At 54.7% G+C, this 23,471-nt stretch carries 18 protein-coding genes; 12 read left to right on the top strand and 6 right to left on the bottom strand.

All coding sequences use genetic code 11. From position 1 onward, the window contains the following. Nucleotides 1-288: 288 nt before the first annotated feature. Together ppc and PAGR_RS00950 are read left to right on the top strand one after the other, a co-directional pair. Entirely contained in the window at nucleotides 289-2,937 is a 2,649-nt protein-coding gene (gene ppc, locus PAGR_RS00955) for a phosphoenolpyruvate carboxylase (RefSeq protein ID WP_013027682.1), read from the top strand. Nucleotides 2,938-3,299: 362 nt separating this feature from the next. Further along, entirely contained in the window at nucleotides 3,300-4,934 is a 1,635-nt protein-coding gene (locus PAGR_RS00950; protein WP_014594876.1) for a methyl-accepting chemotaxis protein, read from the top strand. 93 nt (nucleotides 4,935-5,027) lie between these two features. On the opposite strand, the gene metF is transcribed toward PAGR_RS00950, so the two are convergent. From metF to metB, 3 genes are all read right to left on the bottom strand, one after another. Next, the gene (gene metF / locus PAGR_RS00945; RefSeq protein WP_014604771.1) at nucleotides 5,028-5,924 is read right to left on the bottom strand and encodes a methylenetetrahydrofolate reductase; all 897 of its coding nucleotides are present in this window, start codon (nucleotides 5,922-5,924) and stop codon (nucleotides 5,028-5,030) included. Nucleotides 5,925-6,132: 208 nt separating this feature from the next. Beyond that, complete coding sequence (locus tag PAGR_RS00940; protein WP_015699320.1) at nucleotides 6,133-8,568, bottom strand: bifunctional aspartate kinase/homoserine dehydrogenase II; 2,436 nt, start codon at nucleotides 8,566-8,568, stop codon at nucleotides 6,133-6,135. Between the two features lie 2 nt (nucleotides 8,569-8,570). Beyond that, entirely contained in the window at nucleotides 8,571-9,731 is a 1,161-nt protein-coding gene (metB, locus tag PAGR_RS00935; protein ID WP_013027686.1) for a cystathionine gamma-synthase, read from the bottom strand. Between the two features lie 271 nt (nucleotides 9,732-10,002). Between metB and metJ the strand changes: the two genes are divergently transcribed. Further along, entirely contained in the window at nucleotides 10,003-10,320 is a 318-nt protein-coding gene (gene metJ / locus PAGR_RS00930; protein WP_013027687.1) for a met regulon transcriptional regulator MetJ, read from the top strand. A gap of 72 nt (nucleotides 10,321-10,392) precedes the next feature. Here metJ and rpmE read toward each other — a convergent pair whose 3' ends face one another. Next, a complete protein-coding gene (rpmE, locus tag PAGR_RS00925) occupies nucleotides 10,393-10,608 on the bottom strand; it encodes a 50S ribosomal protein L31 (RefSeq protein ID WP_006121308.1) in 216 nt (71 codons plus the stop codon). A gap of 225 nt (nucleotides 10,609-10,833) precedes the next feature. Here rpmE and priA point away from each other — a divergent pair, with 225 nt between their 5' ends. From priA to rraA, 6 genes are all read left to right on the top strand, one after another. Continuing rightward, nucleotides 10,834-13,029 carry a primosomal protein N' gene (priA, locus tag PAGR_RS00920; RefSeq protein ID WP_014604769.1) on the top strand — a complete coding sequence of 732 codons (2,196 nt, stop codon included), beginning with the start codon at nucleotides 10,834-10,836 and terminating at the stop codon, nucleotides 13,027-13,029. 164 nt (nucleotides 13,030-13,193) lie between these two features. After that, complete coding sequence (cytR, locus tag PAGR_RS00915; protein WP_014604768.1) at nucleotides 13,194-14,231, top strand: DNA-binding transcriptional regulator CytR; 1,038 nt, start codon at nucleotides 13,194-13,196, stop codon at nucleotides 14,229-14,231. A gap of 153 nt (nucleotides 14,232-14,384) precedes the next feature. Beyond that, on the top strand, nucleotides 14,385-15,329 hold the full coding sequence (ftsN, locus tag PAGR_RS00910; RefSeq protein ID WP_014604767.1) for a cell division protein FtsN: 945 nt from the start codon (nucleotides 14,385-14,387) through the stop codon (nucleotides 15,327-15,329). 88 nt (nucleotides 15,330-15,417) lie between these two features. After that, the gene (gene hslV, locus PAGR_RS00905; RefSeq protein WP_024471414.1) at nucleotides 15,418-15,948 is read left to right on the top strand and encodes an ATP-dependent protease subunit HslV; all 531 of its coding nucleotides are present in this window, start codon (nucleotides 15,418-15,420) and stop codon (nucleotides 15,946-15,948) included. A gap of 10 nt (nucleotides 15,949-15,958) precedes the next feature. After that, nucleotides 15,959-17,296, top strand: coding sequence for an ATP-dependent protease ATPase subunit HslU (gene hslU / locus PAGR_RS00900; protein WP_013027692.1), 1,338 nt, complete (start codon nucleotides 15,959-15,961; stop codon nucleotides 17,294-17,296). Between the two features lie 161 nt (nucleotides 17,297-17,457). Further along, nucleotides 17,458-17,943 (top strand): ribonuclease E activity regulator RraA, encoded by a 486-nt coding sequence (gene rraA / locus PAGR_RS00895; protein WP_013027693.1) that lies wholly within the window; start codon nucleotides 17,458-17,460, stop codon nucleotides 17,941-17,943. Nucleotides 17,944-17,996: 53 nt separating this feature from the next. Here the strand turns inward: rraA and zapB are convergent, their stop codons facing one another. Continuing rightward, complete coding sequence (gene zapB, locus PAGR_RS00890) at nucleotides 17,997-18,236, bottom strand: cell division protein ZapB (RefSeq protein WP_014594885.1); 240 nt, start codon at nucleotides 18,234-18,236, stop codon at nucleotides 17,997-17,999. 417 nt (nucleotides 18,237-18,653) lie between these two features. Here zapB and PAGR_RS00885 point away from each other — a divergent pair, with 417 nt between their 5' ends. From PAGR_RS00885 to glpX, 3 genes are all read left to right on the top strand, one after another. Continuing rightward, nucleotides 18,654-19,502: an MIP/aquaporin family protein gene (locus tag PAGR_RS00885; RefSeq protein WP_013027695.1), complete on the top strand. Its 849-nt coding sequence runs from the start codon at nucleotides 18,654-18,656 to the stop codon at nucleotides 19,500-19,502. Between the two features lie 30 nt (nucleotides 19,503-19,532). Then, the gene (gene glpK / locus PAGR_RS00880) at nucleotides 19,533-21,044 is read left to right on the top strand and encodes a glycerol kinase GlpK (protein ID WP_014594886.1); all 1,512 of its coding nucleotides are present in this window, start codon (nucleotides 19,533-19,535) and stop codon (nucleotides 21,042-21,044) included. A gap of 94 nt (nucleotides 21,045-21,138) precedes the next feature. Beyond that, entirely contained in the window at nucleotides 21,139-22,149 is a 1,011-nt protein-coding gene (glpX, locus tag PAGR_RS00875) for a class II fructose-bisphosphatase (RefSeq protein WP_014604766.1), read from the top strand. Here glpX and emrD read toward each other — a convergent pair. Continuing rightward, nucleotides 22,139-23,332, bottom strand: coding sequence for a multidrug efflux MFS transporter EmrD (gene emrD, locus PAGR_RS00870; protein ID WP_014604765.1), 1,194 nt, complete (start codon nucleotides 23,330-23,332; stop codon nucleotides 22,139-22,141). The genes glpX and emrD overlap by 11 nt on opposite strands. Between the last annotated feature and the right edge of the window lie 139 nt (nucleotides 23,333-23,471).

Below are 23,471 nucleotides of genomic sequence, written 5' to 3'. Positions count from 1 at the left end.
TGATAATAAGAATAACTTATCCCGCTTCTCCCCTATCAAATTCCATGAATTTCCAGCAGTTAGCTGCATGTTTCCTTCACTTTAAGTCAATTGACGAACGGATGATTACGTGGCTAGATAAAAGACGATGTTATACCTACGGGGCAATCATCCCACTTTATTCAGCTTGCGACAGGCAGCAACTGAAGAACCTCGGGCAGTACCGAGAGGACAACGTTGCTGGCTTTTGTGCTGCCTGAAAAGACCGGGTATAGAGGTTTATCAAGACGATAAGGGTGTCAGGGTCACATGAACGAACAATATTCCGCAATGCGAAGTAATGTCAGTATGCTCGGCAAACTGCTCGGGGATACGATTAAGGATGCGCTGGGAGAGAACATCCTGGACCAGGTGGAAACCATCCGTAAGCTGTCTAAATCATCCCGTGCTGGCAATGACACGCATCGTAAGGCGTTGCTGAATACGCTGCAGAACCTGTCAAATGACGAGTTGTTGCCCGTCGCACGTGCTTTCAGTCAGTTCCTGAACCTCACTAACGTGGCTGAACAGTATCAAACCATTTCCCGTAGCGGCGATGGCGCGAATCATCCCGAGTTGTTAAAAAAGACCTTCGAAACGCTCAAACAAAACAATCTTAGTGAAAGTGCTATTCACGCGGCGATTGAATCCCTGTCGCTGGAACTGGTGTTGACCGCCCATCCCACAGAAATTACGCGTCGTACGCTGATTCATAAACTGGGCGAAGTTAACAGCTGTCTTGAACAGCTCGATCACAGCGATATTTCTGACTACGAGCGTAACCAGATTATGCGCCGCCTGCGCCAACTGGTCGCTCAGGCCTGGCATACGGATGAGATCCGTAAATACCGTCCTACGCCCGTGGATGAAGCCAAATGGGGCTTTGCCGTCGTTGAAAACAGCCTGTGGGAAGGCGTACCTGCGTTTCTGCGTGAGCTGAATGAACAGGTAGAAGAGACGTTTGGCATTAAGCTGCCGGTCGATTTCGTTCCGGTGCAGTTTACCTCCTGGATGGGCGGTGACCGTGACGGCAACCCCAATGTCACGGCCTCCATCACCCGCCACGTCATGCAACTCAGCCGCTGGAAAGCCACCGACCTGTTCCTGCGTGACATTGGCGTACTGATTTCAGAACTGTCGATGTCTGAATGCAGTCAGGAAGTGGCCGATCTCAGTGGCGATCCTGAAGCGCTCGAACCTTATCGCGTGATTTTGAAGCGTCTGCGCAGCCAGCTAATGAGCACGCAGGCTTATCTGGAACGTCGCCTCAAAGGCGAACGTTTACCACGTCCGGCTGACCTACTGGTCTCTAACGCTCAGCTTTGGGACCCGCTGTATGCGATCTATCAATCCCTGCAGCAGTGTGGCATGAGCATCATTGCCAACGGCCAACTGCTGGATACGCTGCGCCGCGTCAAATGCTTCGGCGTGCCGCTGGTCCGCATTGATGTTCGTCAGGAAAGCACCCGTCACACCGAAGCCATTGCAGAGATTACCCGCTACCTTGGGCTGGGCGATTATGAGAGCTGGTCAGAAGCCGACAAGCAAGCGTTCCTCATCCGCGAGCTGAACTCTAAGCGCCCTTTACTGCCGCGCAGCTGGGAACCGAGCGATGAAACCCGCGAAGTGCTGGAAACCTGCAAAGTGGTAGCGGAAGCGCCTCAGGGCTCTATCGCCGCCTATGTGATTTCGATGGCAAAAACGCCGTCGGATGTGCTGGCCGTCCACCTGTTACTGAAAGAAGCCGGTATACCTTTTGCGATGCCGGTTGCACCGCTGTTTGAAACGCTTGATGACCTCAACAATGCCAACGATGTGATGAGCAAGTTGCTCAACATTGACTGGTATCGCGGCTTTATTCAGGGCAAACAGATGGTCATGATTGGCTATTCCGACTCGGCGAAAGATGCCGGCGTCATGGCGGCCAGTTGGGCGCAGTATCAGGCGCAGGATGCGCTGATTAAAACCTGCGAAAAAGCCGGAGTGTCACTGACCTTGTTCCACGGACGTGGCGGTACTATCGGTCGCGGCGGCGCGCCGGCACATGCTGCGCTGCTGTCTCAGCCGCCAGGCAGCCTGAAGGGCGGCCTGCGCGTTACCGAGCAGGGCGAAATGATCCGCTTTAAATACGGTTTACCGGAAGTGACTATCGCCAGCCTGTCGCTCTATACCGGTGCGATACTGGAAGCTAACCTGATGCCACCGCCGGAACCTAAACCGGAATGGCGCAGTATTATGAATCAGCTTTCTGCGGATTCCTGTGCGATGTACCGGGGCTACGTGCGCGAAAACGCCGACTTTGTGCCCTACTTCCGTTCAGCCACCCCAGAGCAGGAACTGGGCAAGCTGCCACTGGGTTCACGCCCGGCCAAACGCCGTCCTACCGGCGGTGTGGAATCCCTGCGCGCCATTCCCTGGATCTTCGCCTGGACCCAAAACCGTCTGATGCTCCCGGCATGGCTGGGTGCAGGTGCGGCGCTGCAGCAGGCGATGCTGGCAGGCCATCAGGATCAGCTCGAAGCGATGTGTCGCGACTGGCCGTTTTTCTCAACCCGCCTCGGTATGCTGGAGATGGTGTTCTCTAAAGCAGACCTGTGGCTGGCGGAATATTACGACCAACGGCTAGTGGATAAATCCTTGTGGCCATTAGGTCAACAGCTGCGTGACCAGCTGGATGCCGATATCAAAGCCGTGCTGACCATCGCCAACGATTCACACCTGATGGCGGATCAGCCGTGGATTGCCGAATCCATTGCCCTGCGCAACGTGTATACCGATCCCCTGAACGTACTGCAGGCTGAACTGCTTCACCGTTCACGTGCTCAAGAAGCCCGCGGTGACGAACCGGATGCGCGCGTCGAACAGGCGCTGATGGTGACGATTGCCGGTGTCGCTGCTGGCATGCGTAACACGGGTTAAGTCCATTCTCGTCAGGACGGTCCGCTCAGCCTGTGCGGCCGTCCTTAACCCACCCGCGCTCGGGTGAGTTTGCCCGTCTCAAATACGCACCCTCTGATGATTGCCTGCTGTTTTATCTAATGTTTTACCCCTTCACCCACAGCGTCCTTAAGACCATTTCATCTGGTCAAGTGCATTACCTCAGAAATTATTACAGTTTGATTACAGTTAGCCTATAAACCTTATGCCTTTGTGGTCGTTACTCTTTATACGGGTCAAAAATCACCCGGATTGATCGTTAAAAAGCCACACACTGATTCACAAACCACACTGACAGAAGGCAGTGAGGCCTTCGTGCTTATCATTAACATCAGGGTAACAGTATGAATAACATCAGAATAGGAATACGGCTCGTGGCGGCTTTTGGCTTCATGGGTATGCTTGTCATTTTCATGGTCCTGATCGGTATTACCAAAACACGTTCTCTGGCCGACGCTAACAGTGAGATCGCCGGGGGCCTTTACGCCAAGGCATCCGAATCGGCCATGCTGTCATTTTATGCGCAAGATATGAGTCGTCTGGCGCGCATTGCCGTACTCCAGCCGGATCCGGCAAAAACAGAAAAAGCGCTTAACAGCTATCAGCAGGTCAGAAGCCAGGCCGACAGCCTGATGCAGGTGCTGGATAAAGAGGTTGCCTCCGTCACTGGCAGACAACTTTTTTCCAACATCCAGTCTCACGCGGCGCTTTTTCTGCCGCTAATGGATAAGGTCGTTGCACTTGCTCAGCAAGGTAAAAAAGAGGAGGCCGACCAGCTGTTACAGGCCTCGGGAGACAACATTCAAACGGGCTATATAGCCTCCCTTCAGGCATTAAAAGATCACCAGGAAGCGCGGATGCAGGTTGCAGAGCAAACTTCCCATAGCGATCGAACCAATGCGTTGCGTTTACTGGCGGGCGCCGGTGCCGTTGCGCTATTTCTGGCGGGATTGTCTGCCTGGCTTATTACGCGCAGCATCACCCGGCCCCTTAATCAGGCCCTGATTGCCGCACAGCGCGTGGCAAAAGGTGACCTCAGCGAGCCTGTGCAGGTCACTCACACCGATGAAACCGGCAAACTGCTGGTGGCAATCCGGGAGATGCAGGAGGCACTGGTTCAAACGGTCAGCCTGGTGAGATCCAATGCGGAAAGCGTCGCCTCTGCCAGTAGTCAGATAGCGCAGGGAAATGCCGACCTGTCACAGAGAACCGAAGAGCAGGCCAGCGCGCTGGAGCAGACGGCAGCCACCATGACGCAGCTTGGCATGACGGTGAAAAATAACGCCAGCAATGCGCAGCAGGCCAGTCAGCTTGCGGTCAATGTGCGTAATGTCGCCAACGAAGGCAATGATGCCACGGCAGCGATTACCAGCACGATGCGCACCATTAAAGACAGCTCAGGGAAAATCGCCGACATCACCGCCGTTATTGACAGTATTGCCTTCCAGACCAATATTCTCGCGCTGAACGCAGCAGTAGAAGCCGCGCGCGCGGGCGAACACGGTAAAGGTTTTGCGGTGGTTGCCAGCGAGGTCAGAACCCTGGCGCAACGTAGCAGCACGGCCGCAGGTGAAATTCGCCAGTTAATTGACGCCAACGCCCGCAGCGTGGGGCAAGGTGACGAACTGGTTGCACATGCCACCGCGACGATGCAGAGCATCGTCACGGCTGTAGGTCACCTGAGTGATACCGTTGAGGAAATTACCTCAGCCAGCGCCGAGCAGGCCAGAGGCGTAGAACAGGTGGGCATCGCGGTAACCGAGATGGACAGCGCCACACAGCAAAACGCCGCATTAGTGGAAGAATCCGCCTCGGCCGCGAACAGCCTCCGGGAACAGGCACGACAGCTGCTGCAGGCGGTCTCAGTCTTTCGCTTTAATAACACGACACAGCAGGTGCATAGCGTACCGACGCTCAAAAACCCCTCGCGAGTGAAACCGGCTCAACCCTTGACCCATGAAGGCTGGACACATTTTTAATGCGTGGCACATCAGGCTGCTGTCAGCCCTGTATATGCAATGGATGAGACATTCAGAACCGACGCGGACACGTCGGTTTTTTTATGGCCATCTTCAGGCGGCAATTCCCGGACGCACACCTAAGGTATGACAAATGGCATAGCTCATTTCTGCCCGGTTCAGAGTATAGAAATGAAAATCTTTTACGCCCTCACGCGACAGGATTTTCACCATGTCCATGGCGATGTTCGCCCCCACCATTTTGCGCGTTTCAGGATCCTCATCCAGCCCTGCAAACATGGCATTCATCCAGCCCGGAACGCGTACATTGGTCAGGGCGGCAAAACGCTGCAGCTGTTTGAAATTTGATACCGGCAAAATGCCCGGCACGATCTCAACATCAATGCCGGTGGAAACGCAGCGATCACGAAAACGCAGATAGCTTTCAACATCAAAGAAGAACTGGGTAATGGCACGGTTAGCGCCAGCATCAATTTTACGTTTCAGGTTAATCAGGTCAGCCTGGGCACTTTTTGCTTCGGGGTGGACTTCCGGATAGGCCGCGACGGAGATATCGAAGTCACCGACCTCTTTAAGCAGCGAAACGAGATCGCTGCCGTACATTTCCGGCTTACCGCTATTGGGTGGCAGATCGCCACGCAGCGCCACGATATGGCGAATACCGTTATTCCAGTAATCCTGTGCAATGGCTTGCAGCTCATCCCGGGTAGCGTCAATACAGGTCAGATGCGGCGCAGCTTCGAGCCCCGTACGTTCTTTAATGCCTTTAATGATGCTGTGTGTGCGGTCACGCTCACCCGAGTTCGCCCCGTAGGTTACAGAGACAAAACTGGGCTTCAGGCTGCTCAGACGATGGATGGAGTTCCACAGCGTTTCTTCCATTTCACTGGTGCGCGGCGGGAAAAACTCAAAAGAGACACTAATTCGCCCGTTTAGCTCTGCCAGGCTCTGATTGAGCGCCTCGCGCTGATTGGCATGAAAGAAACTCATCCTGCTACCTCCGCCCACATCGGTTATCTGTTAACCTGTAAACATCTATACGTTTAGACGTCCAGACACTCAAAGTGAACCATTTTCCCGCAAGCGTCAACTGATAAATCATCCCAGGAAGTGACAAATATTCAGTCGATGTGAAAGGGCTTTTTATATGAGGATGTTAGGGCAGGACAGGCGCCGAAGCGCCTGGAGAAAAGCAACGTCAGAGGAGTCGGGCAAGGCGATTAATATCAGACTGGATAGCGCCGGCGGTAACGTCCCGGCCTGCACCAGGTCCGCGGATCACCAGCGGATTATCGCGATACCAACGGCTGTCGATGGCAAACACGTTGTCACAAGGCAGTAAGGCGGCCAGAGGATGCTCCGGACGTACCGCTTCGACGCCAACACGTGCTTTGCCGTTAGCATCGAAGCGCGCAACATAGCGCAGCACCAGCCCCATCTCCTGCGCGGCTTCAAGCCGTTGCAGCATCTGCTCATTAAGCTCGTCGCCATTCTCGAAAAAGTGATCTATTGATTCATCTTCGCAGCTCTGCGGCACCAGCGACTCGACGCGCACCTGATCCGGCTCGATGTTATAGCCTGCTTCACGTGCCAGAATCACCAGTTTGCGCATCACGTCCTGACCCGACAGATCGACGCGAGGATCCGGTTCCGTCAATCCCTGCTGCCACGCCTGATCCACCAGCTCGGTAAAGGGCACCGTGCCATCAAATTGCAGAAACAGCCAGGACAGCGTTCCGGAGAAAATACCGCTGATCGACAAAATCGTGTCGCCGCTTTCCCGTAAATCGCGCACCGTATGGTTTATCGGCAGACCTGCGCCCACGGTGGCGTTATACAACCAGTGGCGGCCGGTTTTTTCAAAGGCATCCCGAATCTCGCGCCAGGTTTGCGTATCCGATGCTCCCGCCACTTTATTGGCGCTGATGACATGAAACCCATGGCTGGCAAAATCAAGATATTGCTGTGCCAGCGGCTTACTGGCCGTCACATCCAGCACAACCAGATCATCGTAAGGGTGCGCACGCATCCACAGAAACAGCGACTCTTCATCGCGCGCTTCCGCTTCATCGTCAAAGAATGCCAGTGCGCGACTGGCGTCCAGACCTTCATAGCTCAGCAGGCTGCGTTGGCTGTCCACCACGCCCGCTAGCACAAACTCGAAACCGGTGCGCGCCGACAACGTTTCCTGCTCGCGGGCAAACAACTCCAGCCAGCGAGAACCGATGTTGCCCTTGCCAAACAACATCAGGCCAATGCGCTTTTCTGCCCGAAACAGGGAACTGTGCAACCCCTGAATGAGATGCTGAGTAGGGCCAACGCGCAGCACCGCAACCACGCTAATGTGCTCTGGCGACTGGCTGATAAATTCGACCGGCTGATCTTTTAGCTGCTGCCAGAAACGGTGCGTGTGCAACGGGTTGCGCGTGACGCCAGCGCCAACCAGCGCGACCAGCGCTAAACCTTCACGTAACTGCAAATGTCCAGGTAAGCCGGCGTCCTGCAATAAAGTAAAGGCACTGTTCACCACTTCAGAGGTGTAGCACAGTTGCAGCAGCTGACGATCGGGATGAATGCCCATCGCCAGCGGACGCATCTGCGCGCGCGTCAGCAGCTGGTCGATCTCTTTTTGAAACAGCGTAAAATCGTGCTGCTCAGGAAGTTGGATCTCTACCAGGCACACGTCGTCGTGGCTGGTGACGATGCGGGCGCCCGTACCGGACGCGAGGACGCGCTCGATACGGGTAGAGCCCTGTTCCGGCTGATAGCTGCAGCGTAACTGCAAATCAATATCGCTGCCCGAGACCGGCTGTAAGGTGCGGGTATGCAGTACCGGGGCTGCCAGACGCGCCAGCTCACTGGCCTCATCCAGGCGCAGCAAGGGCAGCAGACAGGCATCAGAGACTTTGCGGGGATCGGCACTGTAAACGCCCGCCACATCGCTCCAGATCGTCACACGTCCCACACCTGCCAGCGCACCAATCTGCGTGGCAGAGTAGTCAGAACCGTTACGCCCCAGCAGTACCGTTTCGCCCGCGTCATTGCCGCAGATAAAGCCGGTTACCACGATGCGTTTATGCGGATGCTGGGCCAGCAGCGTTTGTAACAACGGCCAGGATTTGCCTTCATCTACCTGCGGCTGGGCGGCCCGTTCCGCGCGCAGAAAATCGCGTGCATCCAGCCAGCAGGCATGAAGATCCTGCTGGTTCAGCACCGCTGACATTAAACGTGCAGACCAGATCTCACCATGGCCCACCACTTCCGCATAGACCGCTTCTGTGACGTCACCATCCAGTAACGCCGCCAGTTTTTCGAGGTCGCGAATAAAGGCAGTAATTAAGGGTTCGGCTATTTCGGCAGGTAACAGTGCACTGATGAGCTCACTCTGATAGCGACGTAATGTCTGCTGCACCTGATGTGCGGACAGTCGGTCGCTCTGGCTCAGCTTCAGCCAGCTAATCAGCTGATTGGTCGTCGAGCCCGCGGCCGATACGACCATCATGTCACCTGGCTGGCTGTAATCCGCCATAATGCTGGCGACACGCTGGTAGCAGCGTGCATCTGCAAGGCTGCTGCCACCAAACTTGTGGAGCTGTCTGTTGTTTGGCGTTCCTGCGCCAGCTGAACTCGTCATCATCAATCCTCGGCTGCGATCCGGAATGCATTATCCAAATCGGCAATTAAATCTTCGTGGTCTTCAATACCTACTGAAATACGTAGCAATGTTTCAGAGATGCCTGCTGCGGCCCGGGCCTCTGCAGACATACCTGCATGGGTCATGGTCGCCGTGTGTGAAATCAAGCTTTCAACGCCGCCCAACGATTCCGCCAACGTGAACAACTCAAGCGCTTTGAGGAAACGGCGCAACCGGGCTTCATCGCCGTCCAGCTCAAAACTGAGCATGGCACCGAATCCACGCTGCTGGCGTGCAGCGAATTCATGTCCCGCGTTTTCCGGCAGTGAAGGATGATACAACGTTTTCACCAGCGGCTGTTGCTTGAGATAATCAACAATGGCTAACGCATTACGTTGCGCAGCGGCCATACGTGGGCCCAGCGTGCGCATTCCGCGCAGCAGCAGATAGCTGTCAAAAGCGGAGCCGGTGACCCCAATATTATTGGCCCACCAGGCTAAATCGGTCGCCGCCTGCGGATCTTTAGCAATCACGGCACCGGCTACCACGTCAGAGTGGCCATTCAGGTATTTGGTACAGGAGTGAATGACCAGATCCGCACCCAGTGCCAGAGGATTTTGCAGTGCCGGACTCATAAAGGTGTTGTCCACGACGCTCACGGCGCCCGCCGCACGCGCCGCTGCGCAAATGGCGGCGATATCCACCACGCGCAATAGCGGGTTACTGGGGCTTTCAACCAGCACCAGTTTAGGCTTCTCATCCAGTGCCGCCTGCAGCGCAGCTTTATCACCCTGATCGACAAACTTCACCCGGTAAGCGCCCCGCTTACTCAGACTGTCGAACAGCCGATAGCTGCCGCCATAACAGTCGTGCGGCGCAACCAGCAGATCGCCAGGCTTCAGGAACACGGTTGTCACCAGATGAATCGCGGACATGCCGGTATTGGTTAGCACCGCTCCCGCTCCGCCTTCCAGCTCTGCCAGGGCACGCTGCACCACATCACGCGTGGGGTTACCACGACGGGAATAGTCATGCGCACGGGGCTCATTGAAATCATGGAAGTTATAGGTGCTGGAAAGGTGGATGGGCGGGACAACGCAGCCGTATTGCTCGTCGTCATTCAAACCGCTGCGCACTGCGATGGTTGCCTGTTTACGCGTCATAGGGCTAACTGTTCCTGAAGTATGAAATAATTTGCCAACAGGATATCATCTTGCTTTTAGACGTCAATACATCTGGACATCCAAATGTCTTTGCGTATAGATTGAGCATCGTCGCAATAACCGCTAAAATTATGCGCCCATACCTGGCGTTCAACTCCATTAGCACTGTGCGTTGAACGAAGAAACCCGCCAGAGAAGGGGTCAGGTAGAAGAAAATCAGGCATAATCGGCTGATTTCGTAACTTTTAACTTTTATTGATTAAGGTATCCCATGGCTGAATGGAACGGCGAATATATCAGCCCGTACGCTGAGCACGGCAAAAAGAGCGAACAGGTTAAAAAAATCACGGTATCAATTCCGTTAAGCGTGCTGAAAATTCTGACAGACGAACGGACACGTCGTCAGGTTAACAACCTGCGCCACGCGACAAACAGTGAACTCCTGTGCGAAGCCTTCTTGCATGCTTTTACCGGACAACCGTTACCTAATGATGTCGACCTGCGTAAAGAACGTAACGACGAAATACCGGAAGCCGCGAAAAAAATTATGCGTGACATGGGCATCGACCCGGATACCTGGGAATACTGATTTTCAGACATAAAAAAACCCAGCCTGAGCTGGGTTTTTCTTGCCGCCGAACAGATGTTCGAATGCCGTTTCTTATTTTTTGGTGCCTGGCACGCTGAAACGCTTGTTGAAGCGGTCAACGCGGCCACCAGTTGCAACTTCACGCTGCTTACCGGTGTAGAACGGGTGGCACTTACCACAAACGTCCAGGTTCAGTTCGTGAGTCAGCGTAGAGCGAGTGTGAATCACGTTACCGCAAGTACAGTTGATGGTAACTGCTTCGTATTTTGGGTGAATACCTTGTTTCATGGGAAACCTCATATAAGGCCGTGTCGCTCTCCGCGCCAGGACGTGAACCTGCGCAGCACCACACGCGATTGAACATTAATGGTGAACTCCGGCAAGGTCTTTCTTACCGAAGGCGGCATATTATACAGGCTAATGTTTAATGCTGCAAATGTCGCCTGAGATACACGCCGTGTGCGTCAGCGTGTACACTAACCGCCCTGCTAGATGAACCGGAAAGAGACTGTTATGCCCGTTGTTCAGGTTGCCCTGCCCGTTCCCCTTCCTCGCCTGTTTGACTACCTGCCTCCTGTCGGCGTGAAGCCGGTCATTGGCGGTCGGGTGATCGTGCCTTTTGGTAACCGAAAAATGACCGGTATCGTGGTGGCATTACCTGACACCAGCGACCTGCCCGCGACCCAGCTCAAACAGGTGATATCGGTACTGGACAGCGAGTCGCTCTTTCCCCCGTCTCTGTGGCGCATTCTCCACTGGGCGGCGAACTACTATCATTCACCTCTCGGCGAGGTACTGAGCCATGCGCTACCGGTGCTGCTCAGACAAGGTAAACCTGCCCAGGATAATCCCTTATGGCGTTGGGAAATTACCGAGCAGGGCCGGGCTACTGCCCCCGAGAGCCTGAAGCGGGCCCCCAAACAGCAGCAAGGGCTTGCAACGCTGCGACAGCGGCCGCTTTATCGTCATGAAGTCACTGAGCACGATCTCACCGATGCCGCCATGCAGGCGCTGCGTGCCAAAGGGTTATGCGAATTACATGAGCATCAGCCACATAGGCATGACTGGCGCAGCAGCTTCGCGGTCAAAGGTGAACGCCTGCGCCTCAATACCGATCAGGCGACGGCAGTCGGGGCGATGCGCAGTGAAGATGAGCATTATGCGGCCTGGCTACTGGCGGGAATTACCGGCTCAGGCAAGACTGAAGTTTATCTCAGCGTGCTGGAAAACGTCCTGGCCAGAGGAAAACAGGCCCTGGTGCTGGTGCCCGAAATAGGCCTGACGCCACAAACCATTGCCCGTTTCCGCGAACGTTTTGATGCGCCGGTTGATGTGCTGCACTCAGCGCTGAATGACAGCGAACGCCTTTCTGTCTGGCTACGGGCGCGCAGAGGAGAGAATGCCATCATCATCGGCACTCGCTCGGCCCTGTTTACCCCTATGGCGCGTCCGGGCGTCATTATTATCGACGAAGAGCACGACAGTTCTTATAAGCAGCAGGAAGGCTGGCGCTATCAGGCTCGCGATCTGGCCGTGTTTCGCGCCCATGAAGAGAATATTCCTGTCATCATGGGTTCCGCGACACCGGCGCTGGAAAGCCTGCACAACGTGCGTAACGGCAAATACCGTCAGCTCGACCTGATGAAACGCGCCGGTAACGCTAAACCCGCTCTGCAGCAGCTAATCGATTTGAAAGGCGTACAGCTGACAGGCGGCCTGGCGCCTGCCCTGATCTTCAAAATGCGCCAGCATCTGAAAGCAGATAACCAGGTGTTGCTGTTCCTGAACCGCCGTGGTTTTTCACCTGCGCTGCTCTGCCACGACTGCGGCTGGATTGCCGAATGCCAGCGCTGCGATCGCTATTACACTCTGCATCAACATCATCGTCAGTTGCGCTGCCACCATTGTGACAGCCAGCGGCCGCTGCCCAACCAGTGTCCACAATGTGGTTCAACTCACCTGTTACCTGTGGGCGTAGGGACGGAACAGCTTGAGCAGCAGCTAGGCACGTTATTTCCCGGTGTGCCGGTCTCGCGCATCGACCGGGATACCACCAGCCGCAAAGGCGCGCTGGAGCAGCATCTGGCGGATGTCCATCGCGGCGGCGCGCGTATTCTTGTGGGAACCCAGATGCTGGCAAAAGGGCATCATTTTCCTGATGTGACGCTGGTGTCACTGCTGGACGTCGACGGTGCCTTATTTTCCGCTGACTTCCGTGCCGCAGAACGCTTCGCTCAGCTTTATACTCAGGTTGCCGGGCGCGCCGGTCGGGCCGGTAAGCAAGGCGAAGTCTTGCTGCAAACACACCATCCTGAGCATCCGCTTCTGCAAACGCTGCTCCACCAGGGCTACTTCGCTTTTGCCCAGCAAACGCTGTTGGAGCGCCAGTCGGTTTTTCTCCCTCCGTGGACACATCATGCGCTGTTTCGTGCGGAGGACATGGACAACCATCAGGCTGCAGAATTTCTGCAACAGCTGCGTAATATGCTGGAAGCCAGCCCGCTTAACGACACGGCAATGTGGTTCATGGGGCCACTGCCTGCTCTGCAGCCAAAGCGGAGCGGTCGCTGGCGCTGGCAGTTGCTGGTGCAGCATCCGTCACGCAAACGTCTGCAACAGCTGCTGAGTAGTTCGTTACCGCTGACTGGCACTTTACCGGCCTCGCGCAAGGTAAAGTGGACGCTGGACGTGGATCCTACCGAAAGCTAGGCCCGGGCAGGTTGTGAGAGGGATCGAAAAACGTCGCATAAGTCACAATTTTTATGCAAATTAAGTAACGGCCCGGCATCGCAATCGATAACAATGGTGCCTGGCCTGTTTTTACCTCAGACAAAACGAACGTTGAATGCGCGATTACGCATCAGGAGCATGTGTTGGATCAGAATCAACCGTCGGCTGCCGCCACGATGAAAGACGTCGCAGAAAAAGCCGGCGTCTCGACCGCTACCGTGTCGCGTGCACTCATGAACCCGGAAAAAGTCTCTTCGGCCACGCGTCAGAAAGTCGAACAGGCCGTGGCTGACGTCGGCTATGCCGCCCAGAGCATGTCCCGCCATGCCAGGCGCAATGACACGCAGACGCTGCTGCTGATCGTCCCCAATATCTGCGATCCCTTCTTCAGTGAAATTATCCGTGGCGTTGAAGTCGCCGCCTCAAAGGCTGGTTATCTGGTGCTTATCGGCGACTGCGCACACCAAAAACCGCAGGAGTGGACGTTTTTAAACCTGATGCTGACCCGGCAGATCGATGGCATCGTGCTGCTGGGCGCCCAGTTACCCTTTGATGTGAGTCCTGAAGAGCAGCGCAATCTTCCGCCGATGGTGATGGCGATTGAGTTCTCGCCAGAAATGTCGTTACCCACCGTCAATATCGATAACCTGACGGCCTCGTTTGTCGCGGTCAATCACCTGCTGCAGTTGGGTCATAAACGCATTGCCTGCCTGACCGGACCGGAAGACGTTGCGCTCTGCCAGTACCGCCTTCAGGGTTATGTGCAGGCCTTACGTCGCAGCGGCATCAGCGTGGATCCCACTTATATCGTTCGGGGTGACTTCACCTTTGAATCCGGCGTTGATGCCATAAATCAGCTATTGGCTTTACCACAGCCGCCACGAGCCCTGTTTTGTCATAGCGATATCATGGCCATCGGCGCTATTAGCCAGGCAAAACGATTGGGCCTGCGCATACCGGAAGACCTGTCGGTTGTGGGGTTCGACGATATTGAACTCTCGCGTTACTGCGAGCCGCCGCTCACCACGGTGAAACAGCCCTGTTTTGAAATAGGCTGCGAAGCCGTGCGGCTGTTACTGAATGAATTACAGGGTAATAGCATTCATAACGGTTCAACGCTGCTGGATGCCGAACTGGTGGTGCGTGGTAGCACAACTTTGGCAAAAAAGGATGAGAGATAAGCGAAAAGTTCCGCTATTTTCAGGGGATTCTTAGGGCTATCATTGCTGGTCAAAGTTCCGGCCCTTAAGTAACATGGCGGGCTCCTTGCCGGGCGTGTGGTAACAACGGATTCGCCTACGTGGCATCATATTTTCAAGGGTATCAGGACGAGAGTGGCACAAAAAGATTATGTAGGCCGCGGGCGTTCAACAGGGACGCGTCGCAAGAAAAGCCCAAGCCGTGGCAAAAAAACAAAAAGCGGTTCAGGCACCTCTAAATTAATGATTGTACTGGCGGTTGCTGTATTGGTGACCTTTGCCGGTGGTTTATGGTTCCTGGCGCACCACAAGAAAGAAGACGTGCCGGTTATTACGGATCATAAAGCCAACGGGAATGGCTTACCGCCAAAGCCTGAAGAACGCTGGAAATACATCAAAGAGCTGGAAAACCGTCAGGTCACTGTGCCGACCCCAAGCGAGCCTACCTCCGGTGGCGAAGTGCAGTCACATACGCAACTGACCGATGAGCAACGCCAGCTGCTTGAGCAAATGCAGGCGGATATGCGTCAGCAACCCACCCAATTAAATGAAGTGCCGTGGAACGAGCAGACGCCAGCTCAACGCCAGCAAACGCTGCAGCATCAGCAGCAGGTACAGCAACTTCAGCGACAGCAACAGCTCCAGCAACAGCAATTGCAGTCGCAGCAACGTCAGCAGCAGGCACAACAGCAGCAGCAACGTCAGCAACAAATACAGCAGCAGCGTCAGGAGCAGCATACTCAGCAACAGCAGAGTGTGCAGCAGACACAACCCGCACCTGTTACGCGTGAACCTACTGCTCAGCCTAAAACACAGGACACCGCCAAAGCGAAACCGGCTGAAAAAGCAGCCTCGCAACGCTGGATGGTTCAGTGTGGCTCGTTTAAGGGAACAGAGCAGGCTGAATCGGTGCGCGCCGCGCTGGCGTTTGAAGGGTTTGAAAGCCGTCTGACCTCCGGCGGCGGATGGAATCGTGTCGTGGTAGGGCCCTTCAAAGACCGCGCCAGCGCAGACAGCACGCTGAAACGTCTGCGCGCTTCAGGACATTCCGGCTGCATTCCGCTCGCCGTTGGGGGTTGAAACCCGTCAAATCTGCCCCATATCTGTCTGCATGATCCTCCGCGCCCTAGGCGCGGAGCTTTTTTCCGACAGTAAAAGGGGTCTGCCCGTGACAACAATAGTAAGTGTTCGACGCAACGGCCAGGTAGTGATTGGCGGCGATGGCCAGGCTACGCTCGGTAATACCGTAATGAAAGGCAACGTCAAAAAAGTGCGTCGTCTTTACAACGATAAAGTGATTGCTGGCTTTGCTGGCGGCACTGCAGATGCCTTTACCCTGTTTGAACTCTTCGAACGCAAACTTGAAATGCATCAGGGCCATTTGGTGAAAGCGGCCGTTGAGCTGGCGAAAGACTGGCGCACCGACAGAATGTTACGCCGCCTGGAAGCGCTGCTGGCGGTGGCGGACGAATCGGCATCGCTGATCATTAGCGGTAATGGTGACGTCATCCAGCCTGAAAACGACCTTATTGCTATCGGTTCTGGCGGTCCCTATGCCCAGGCCGCTGCCCGTGCCCTGTTAGAAAATTCTGAATTGGGTGCGCGCGACATCGTTGAGAAATCGCTGAATATCGCTGGCGATATTTGCATCTACACCAACCACAACGTTAATTTCGAAGAATTAACGTCCAAGTCGTAAGGATCTAAACATGTCTGAGATGACTCCACGCGAAATCGTCAGCGAGCTGAACCGCTTTATTATTGGCCAGGACAGCGCTAAGCGCGCCGTGGCTATTGCCCTGCGTAACCGCTGGCGCCGTATGCAGCTTGACGAAGAGCTGCGTCACGAAGTGACCCCTAAAAATATTCTCATGATCGGCCCAACCGGTGTGGGTAAAACAGAAATTGCTCGCCGTCTGGCAAAACTGGCCAACGCGCCGTTCATCAAAGTTGAAGCCACCAAGTTTACCGAAGTGGGCTATGTCGGCAAAGAAGTCGACTCCATTATTCGTGACCTGACGGACTCCGCGATCAAAATGGTGCGCAGCCAGGCCATTGAGAAGAACAAATATCGCGCAGAAGAAATGGCGGAAGAGCGCATTCTTGATGTGCTTATCCCACCGGCGAAAAATAACTGGGGACAGGCTGAACAAACCAGCGAGCCTTCATCTGCACGTCAGTCTTTCCGCAAGAAGCTGCGTGAAGGCCAGCTCGACGATAAAGAAATTGAGATCGATTTAGCCGCAACAGGCCCTGGCGTTGAAATCATGGCACCGCCGGGCATGGAAGAGATGACCAGCCAGCTGCAGTCCATGTTCCAGAACCTGGGCGGGCAGAAACAGAAACCGCGCAAGCTGAAAATCAAAGAAGCCTTTAAGCTGTTGATTGAAGAAGAAGCCGCTAAGCTGGTGAATCCGGAAGAGCTGAAGCAGGATGCCATTGATGCGGTAGAACAGCACGGCATCGTGTTCATCGATGAGATAGACAAAATCTGTAAGCGCGGCGGACAAAACGCGGGCGGCCCGGACGTCTCACGCGAAGGCGTTCAGCGCGACCTGCTGCCACTGGTAGAAGGCTGCACCGTGTCGACCAAGCACGGCATGGTCAAGACTGACCATATTCTGTTTATCGCCTCAGGTGCGTTCCAGGTTGCCAGCCCGTCCGATTTGATTCCTGAGCTACAGGGTCGTTTACCGATCCGTGTTGAACTCCAGGCCCTGACGGTGAATGATTTCGAGCGCATCCTGACCGAACCTAATGCTTCAGTCACAGTGCAGTACAAAGCGCTGATGAATACCGAAGGCGTGAACATTCACTTTACTGACGATGGTATTCGTCGCATCGCGGAAGCCGCATGGCAGGTCAACGAAACCACAGAAAACATCGGTGCGCGTCGCTTGCATACCGTGCTGGAACGTCTGATGGAAGATATTTCCTATGATGCCAGCGATCGGAGCGGTGAATCCGTCACCATTGATGCCGAATATGTGGGTAAACATCTGGATGAGCTGGTTGCAGACGAAGACCTGAGCCGCTTCATCCTGTAACGTTCACCTGTCTATGTGCTGTATCAAAGCCCGGCCAGTTTGGCTGGGCTTTTTTCTGCATGCGCTTGATGCGGTACCGGTTTTTTACCGCTGATGATTTTGCCAACAATTGGCATAAAGCGATATACTTAGCGCTCCTGTGGCAAACAGACGAAACCCTTATGAAATACGATACTTCTGAACTCTGCGACATCTACCACGAAGAAGTGAACGTTGTTGAACCGCTTTTCTCAAATTTCGGTGGGCGGACCTCATTCGGCGGTCAGATAACCACAGTGAAATGTTTTGAAGACAACGGGCTGCTTTACGATCTGCTGGAAGAGAACGGTCGTGGCCGCGTGTTGCTGATTGATGGCGGTGGCTCAGTACGCCGCGCTTTAGTTGATGCGCAGCTTGCCCGACTGGCAGCGCAGAATGAGTGGGAAGGCATCGTGGTTTACGGTTCGGTACGTCAGGTAGACGAACTGGAAGAACTGGAAATCGGCATTCAGGCTATCGCCGCTATTCCGGCAGGCGCGGCCGGTGAAGGCATTGGCGAAAGCGATGTGCGCGTGAATTTCGGCGGCGTCACCTTCTTCTCTGGCGACCATCTCTATGCGGATAACACCGGGATGATTTTATCGGAAGATCCGCTCGACATTGAATAATGTCAGCGAACGAAAACGGGTGCCAGGCACCCGTTTTTCGCATTAGTTGAGGCTTATACCTCTTCCATTTTTCCCAACAGCGCACGCAGGCGTTCTTGCCAGACATGCTGCTCCTCTTTCAGATGCTGATTTTCGCGCATCAGTGCTTCATGGTTGCCAGCAGCATTCTGCGCGTCGTGACGCAGGTTGTTGTTCTGCTCTTTCAGCTCTTCAATTTCCATTTGCAGCAGGGTGATAGTATCAATCGCCTGCTGTACTTTTGCTTCCAGTTTCTCAAACACTTCAAATGACATCTTTCTGACCTCTCCTAAAATCTTGCAAGGCGTTGATGATGCCAGCTTTCGCACACAAGGCGTTTACCAGCAACGTTGTCCCGATTGTATGTAGCCTCATCACGCAAGTCCAGCAACGCGGGCCTGCAGACCGCCGTCAGTAACATTTTTCAGCCTATCCCTAAAATGTTCCTTTCCCACCTGTTTGCCTGGCGAAGCCGGTATCACGCGGAGGAAAACGGCCCGAATGGCGCTTAAGGAAAATCAAAACACGCGAAAACGCGCATTTTTTTGACACACTACACAAAAATCGATTTCGCTATTTCTCGTTTATGCTCGTTAACGATAAATTAACAACAGCCCTACATCAAAGATGGGTGACTCACGGAATGAGAACAAAAACTGATAAAATTTAACCTCGCTTCAGGAACAACTATCATGAGTCAGACTACAACCACACTCAAAGGTCAGTGTATTGCCGAATTTCTGGGTACCGGTTTGATCCTGTTTTTTGGCGCGGGTTGCGTTGCCGCGCTTAAGCTGGCTGGTGCCACTTTTGGCCAATGGGAAATCTGTATCGTCTGGGGGCTGGCCGTTTCTATGGCGGTCTACCTCAGCGCAGGTGTGTCAGGTGCCCATCTCAACCCGGCAGTGACTGTCGCACTCTGCCTGTTCGCCAATTTCGAAGGCCGTAAAGTCCTTCCTTATATTCTGTCTCAGGTGGCCGGTGCTTTCTGTGGCGCGGCGCTGGTCTACGGACTTTACTACAGCTTGTTTATCAATTTCGAACAAAGTCATAACATGGTACGGGGTTCAGTTGAAAGCCTGAGCCTGGCGGGCATTTTTTCTACCTACCCGAATCCGCAAATTAGCGTAGGTCAGGCCTTCCTGGTTGAAATGGTGATCACTGCAGTCCTGATGTCCGTGATTATGGCACTGACCGACGATGGCAATGGCGTCCCGCGTGGCCCGATGGCACCGCTGCTGATTGGCCTGCTGGTTGCCGTTATTGGTGGCTCTATGGGCCCATTGACCGGCTTTGCCCTGAACCCGGCACGTGACTTCGGACCGAAAGTCTTCGAGTGGCTGGCTGGCTGGGGCACCGTTGCCTTCACTGGCGGTCATCAGATTCCGTATTTCCTTGTGCCAATTTTTGGCCCACTGGTCGGTGCTTGCCTGGGAGCCTTTGGTTATCGCGCCCTGATTGGCCGCCATTTACCCGGTGCGGTGATTTCCCCACCGACCAGTGACAAACCGATTGCGTCCGCGCATGAACGTAAAGCGTAAGTTCCACTTTTTATCATCAGGAATGAATTTATGACTACCACCGATAAAAAATACATCGTCGCTCTCGATCAGGGCACAACCAGTTCACGTGCTGTGGTGCTGGATCACGACGCTAACATTGTGGCGGTATCGCAACGCGAATTTACCCAAATCTATCCGAAAGCGGGCTGGGTAGAGCATGACCCAATGGATATCTGGGCATCACAGAGTTCTACGCTGGTTGAAGTGCTGGCACATGCCGATATTCGCTCCGATGAAATCGCGGCGATTGGGATTACTAACCAGCGTGAAACCGCGATCGTCTGGGATAAAGAAACCGGTAAGCCAGTCTATAACGCCATCGTCTGGCAGGATCCCCGTACTGCTGACTACTGTAATAAGCTGAAGAAAGAGGGACTGGAAGAGTATATCCAGCACACCACCGGTCTGGTGATTAACCCTTACTTTTCTGGCACCAAAGTTAAGTGGATCCTGGATAACGTAGAAGGCGCGCGCGAGCGTGCAAAACGTGGCGAACTGCTGTTTGGTACAGTCGACACCTGGCTGGTGTGGAAAATGACCCAGGGGCGCGTGCACATTACCGATTACACCAACGCCTCACGTACCATGCTGTTCAACATCCACAAGCTTGAGTGGGATGAGCGCATGCTGGAAATCCTGGATATCCCGCGTGCGATGCTGCCAGAAGTGAAATCTTCGTCTGAAGTGTATGGTCAGACAAACATTGGTGGTAAAGGCGGTACGCGTATTCCTATCGCGGGTATCGCAGGCGACCAGCAGGCTGCGCTGTATGGTCAGCTGTGCGTTCAGCCGGGTATGGCGAAAAACACCTACGGCACCGGCTGCTTTATGCTGATGAACACCGGTACCGAAGCCGTTACCTCAACGCACGGCCTGCTGACCACTATCGCCTGCGGGCCACGTGGTGAAGTCAACTATGCACTGGAAGGGGCGGTCTTTATCGGCGGCGCGGCCATTCAGTGGTTACGCGATGAGATGAAGCTGATCAGCGATTCGGCTGACTCAGAATACTTCGCGATGAAAGTGAAAGATTCAAACGGTGTATATATGGTTCCTGCCTTTACTGGCCTGGGTGCACCTTACTGGGATCCCTATGCACGTGGCGCGCTGTTCGGCCTGACACGTGGTGCGAATGCGAACCACATCATCCGTGCAACGCTGGAGTCCATCGCTTATCAAACACGTGATGTCCTGGAAGCCATGCAGAATGATGCCAACACGCGCCTGCAGGCTCTGCGTGTGGACGGAGGAGCAGTGGCTAACAACTTCCTGATGCAGTTCCAGTCAGACATTCTTGGTACACGCGTTGAGCGACCTGAAGTACGTGAAGTCACTGCGCTGGGTGCCGCGTACCTGGCAGGTCTGGCGGTAGGTTTCTGGCAGGATCTGGAAGAAGTCCGTGCCAAAGCCGTGATTGAGCGCGAATTCCGTCCAACACTTGAAACCACCGAGCGTAACGTCCGTTATGCCGGCTGGAAGAAAGCTGTCGCGCGCGCGCAAGCGTGGGAAGAACAAGAGTAATCCGCACTGCGCCCGTGACGTCCTCCGTCACGGGCCTTTTCCCCGCCTTCTCCCTCCGCTACACTGCCAGCCTGTTTTTTGTCAGGTACATGCAATGAAACGAGAACTTGCCATTGAATTTTCCCGCGTAACTGAGGCTGCCGCACTGGCTGGTTATAAGTGGTTAGGGCGCGGCGATAAAAACGCGGCGGACGGTGCCGCCGTTCATGCCATGCGTCATGTCTTAAATACCATTCAGATCGATGGACAGATAGTGATCGGCGAAGGGGAAATTGACGAAGCCCCTATGCTCTACATCGGCGAAAAAGTGGGCACGGGTCAGGGCGACGCGGTGGATATTGCCGTCGATCCTATTGAAGGTACCCGCATGACGGCCATGGGACAGGCCAATGCGCTTGCCGTGATGGCCGTCGGTGACAAAGGCAGTTTTCTTCATGCGCCTGACATGTATATGGAGAAGCTTATCGTCGGTCCGGCGGCGCGGGGCCATATCAATCTGGATCTCCCGCTTGAGATTAACCTGCGTAATATCGCCATCGCCATGAATAAGCCGTTGTCACAACTCACCGTGTCCATTCTGTCAAAGCCGCGCCATGACGCCGTTATCGAGCAGCTTAAACAGCTGGGCGTAAGACTATTCGCATTCCCTGATGGCGATGTGGCGGCCTCCATTCTTACCTGTATGCCCGACAGCGAAGTTGACGTGATGTACGGTATCGGCGGCGCGCCTGAGGGCGTGGTATCGGCCGCTGTTATTCGTGCGCTGGACGGTGATATGCAGGGCAGATTACTGGCACGACATCACGTAAAAGGTGACAGCGAAGAGAACCGCCGGATTGGGGAATATGAGCTGAAACGCTGCGCTGGCATGGGGATTGAGGCAGGAAAAGTTCTGCCCCTGCAGGCGATGGCGCGAAACGATAACGTGATCTTTGCCGCCACCGGTATCACCAGTGGTGATCTGCTGAAAGGCATCACCCGTCAGGGCAATATGGCCACCAGTGAAACCCTGTTAATTCGCGGCAAATCACGCACGATTCGCCGCATCCAGTCTGTGCATTACCTGGACCGCAAAGATCCGGTTTTGCATCCCTTTATCCTGTAACAGCCTGATTCTCGCCTGCTGGCTGTCGTGAAAGCGGCAGCCAGCACAGCAACATCACCAGAGCCGTGATAACCATCAGCAGGCCAAGGCTGAACTGATCGCGCTGAGCCATTAACGCCGACAGGGACGCCACCAGCCCGGAACCCAAATTCTGTAACCCCCCAATCAGTGCGCCCGCACTTCCTGCGAGCCAGGCATAGGGCTCCATCGCACCGGATGTGGCCAGGGGAAACAGCATTCCCGCGCCAAAGAAAAACAGCGACGCCGGTATCAATAACGTCCAGATTGTCATGATGCCAAACCAGGCAGGTATCCACATCAACACCGCCGCCAGCAGGCAACTGTTGACGCCAAACCACATCAGGCTATGCCAGGAGCGCTGTTCACGTCCGGCGAACCAGGCACCAAAGAAGGCCGCAGGAATAGGTAAGATAAACAAAATACTGACGGTGAAACTGTTCAGGCCCAGAACGCCACCGAGCAGCACGCCACAGCTGGCCTCAAAGACGGCAATGCCGGCCAGTGCGCCAATCAGCAGCACCAGATAACGGACGAAATTCGCATCACGTAACAGCCGGATATAGCGTTTTAAGAAGGGCGTGACTTCGGCACCGTTTGGGCGCGTCTCCGGTAGCCAGCGCGCCATGGCGACCGTCACCATCAGACACAGCAACAGCAGAAAAGCAAAGCAGGCATGCCAGCCAAACAGCTGCGTTAACAGTGCGCCAATCACCGGTGCCACTAAAGGGCTGGCGAGCACGCCCATATTAAGCCAGCTGTTGGCCTGGCGTAGGGCATGACCGTGATAAAGATCGCGCGGCATGGTTCGCGCCATGACACCGGCCACGCCGGTGCCCGCGCCCTGAATCGCACTGCCCGTGACCAGCATATCCAGCGACGAGGCCATCATGGCGGCAATCGCGCCGATCATAAAGATCGCCATCCCCGCTAGGATCACCGGACGGCGCCCCACGCTGTCAGAGAGCGGACCGTAGATCAGCTGCGATCCGCCGTAGGTGATTAAATAGGCCGCCATGACATGCTGCATCATGCCATTTCGCACCTGAAGTGCATCCGCCATTGCCGCCATGGCGGGCACATAGATGGTCTGAGCCATCTGCCCGACTGCGACCAGTGCAATGAGCATGATCAGCAACGGACGATTTTCTATTTTCTTCATCATCTTTTAACGAAAGGTCTGTATGAACAGGGACGATTAAACAGCACAAATAACGGCTGAAACCCGTTGTGGCAGGAAAATATCAGGATTTCATGACAAAGCGAGTGATTCATAAAAAGTGGCGGGGCAATTCACGTCAATA

The sequence above is a fragment of the Pantoea ananatis PA13 genome (assembly GCF_000233595.1).
GTDB lineage: Bacteria > Pseudomonadota > Gammaproteobacteria > Enterobacterales > Enterobacteriaceae > Pantoea > Pantoea ananatis.
This window is presented reverse-complemented; position numbering and strand designations above follow the sequence as displayed.

Coding starts and splice junctions, on each gene's coding strand:
- priA (WP_014604769.1), top strand. CDS start 10,834: ATGCCCGTTGTTCAGGTTGCCCTGCCCGTTCCCCTTCCTCGCCTGTTT.
- PAGR_RS00940 (WP_015699320.1), bottom strand. CDS start 8,568: ATGACGAGTTCAGCTGGCGCAGGAACGCCAAACAACAGACAGCTCCAC.
- zapB (WP_014594885.1), bottom strand. CDS start 18,236: ATGTCATTTGAAGTGTTTGAGAAACTGGAAGCAAAAGTACAGCAGGCG.
- rraA (WP_013027693.1), top strand. CDS start 17,458: ATGAAATACGATACTTCTGAACTCTGCGACATCTACCACGAAGAAGTG.
- PAGR_RS00885 (WP_013027695.1), top strand. CDS start 18,654: ATGAGTCAGACTACAACCACACTCAAAGGTCAGTGTATTGCCGAATTT.
- metJ (WP_013027687.1), top strand. CDS start 10,003: ATGGCTGAATGGAACGGCGAATATATCAGCCCGTACGCTGAGCACGGC.
- ppc (WP_013027682.1), top strand. CDS start 289: ATGAACGAACAATATTCCGCAATGCGAAGTAATGTCAGTATGCTCGGC.
- hslU (WP_013027692.1), top strand. CDS start 15,959: ATGTCTGAGATGACTCCACGCGAAATCGTCAGCGAGCTGAACCGCTTT.
- glpK (WP_014594886.1), top strand. CDS start 19,533: ATGACTACCACCGATAAAAAATACATCGTCGCTCTCGATCAGGGCACA.
- metF (WP_014604771.1), bottom strand. CDS start 5,924: ATGAGTTTCTTTCATGCCAATCAGCGCGAGGCGCTCAATCAGAGCCTG.
- PAGR_RS00950 (WP_014594876.1), top strand. CDS start 3,300: ATGAATAACATCAGAATAGGAATACGGCTCGTGGCGGCTTTTGGCTTC.
- glpX (WP_014604766.1), top strand. CDS start 21,139: ATGAAACGAGAACTTGCCATTGAATTTTCCCGCGTAACTGAGGCTGCC.
- rpmE (WP_006121308.1), bottom strand. CDS start 10,608: ATGAAACAAGGTATTCACCCAAAATACGAAGCAGTTACCATCAACTGT.
- metB (WP_013027686.1), bottom strand. CDS start 9,731: ATGACGCGTAAACAGGCAACCATCGCAGTGCGCAGCGGTTTGAATGAC.
- emrD (WP_014604765.1), bottom strand. CDS start 23,332: ATGATGAAGAAAATAGAAAATCGTCCGTTGCTGATCATGCTCATTGCA.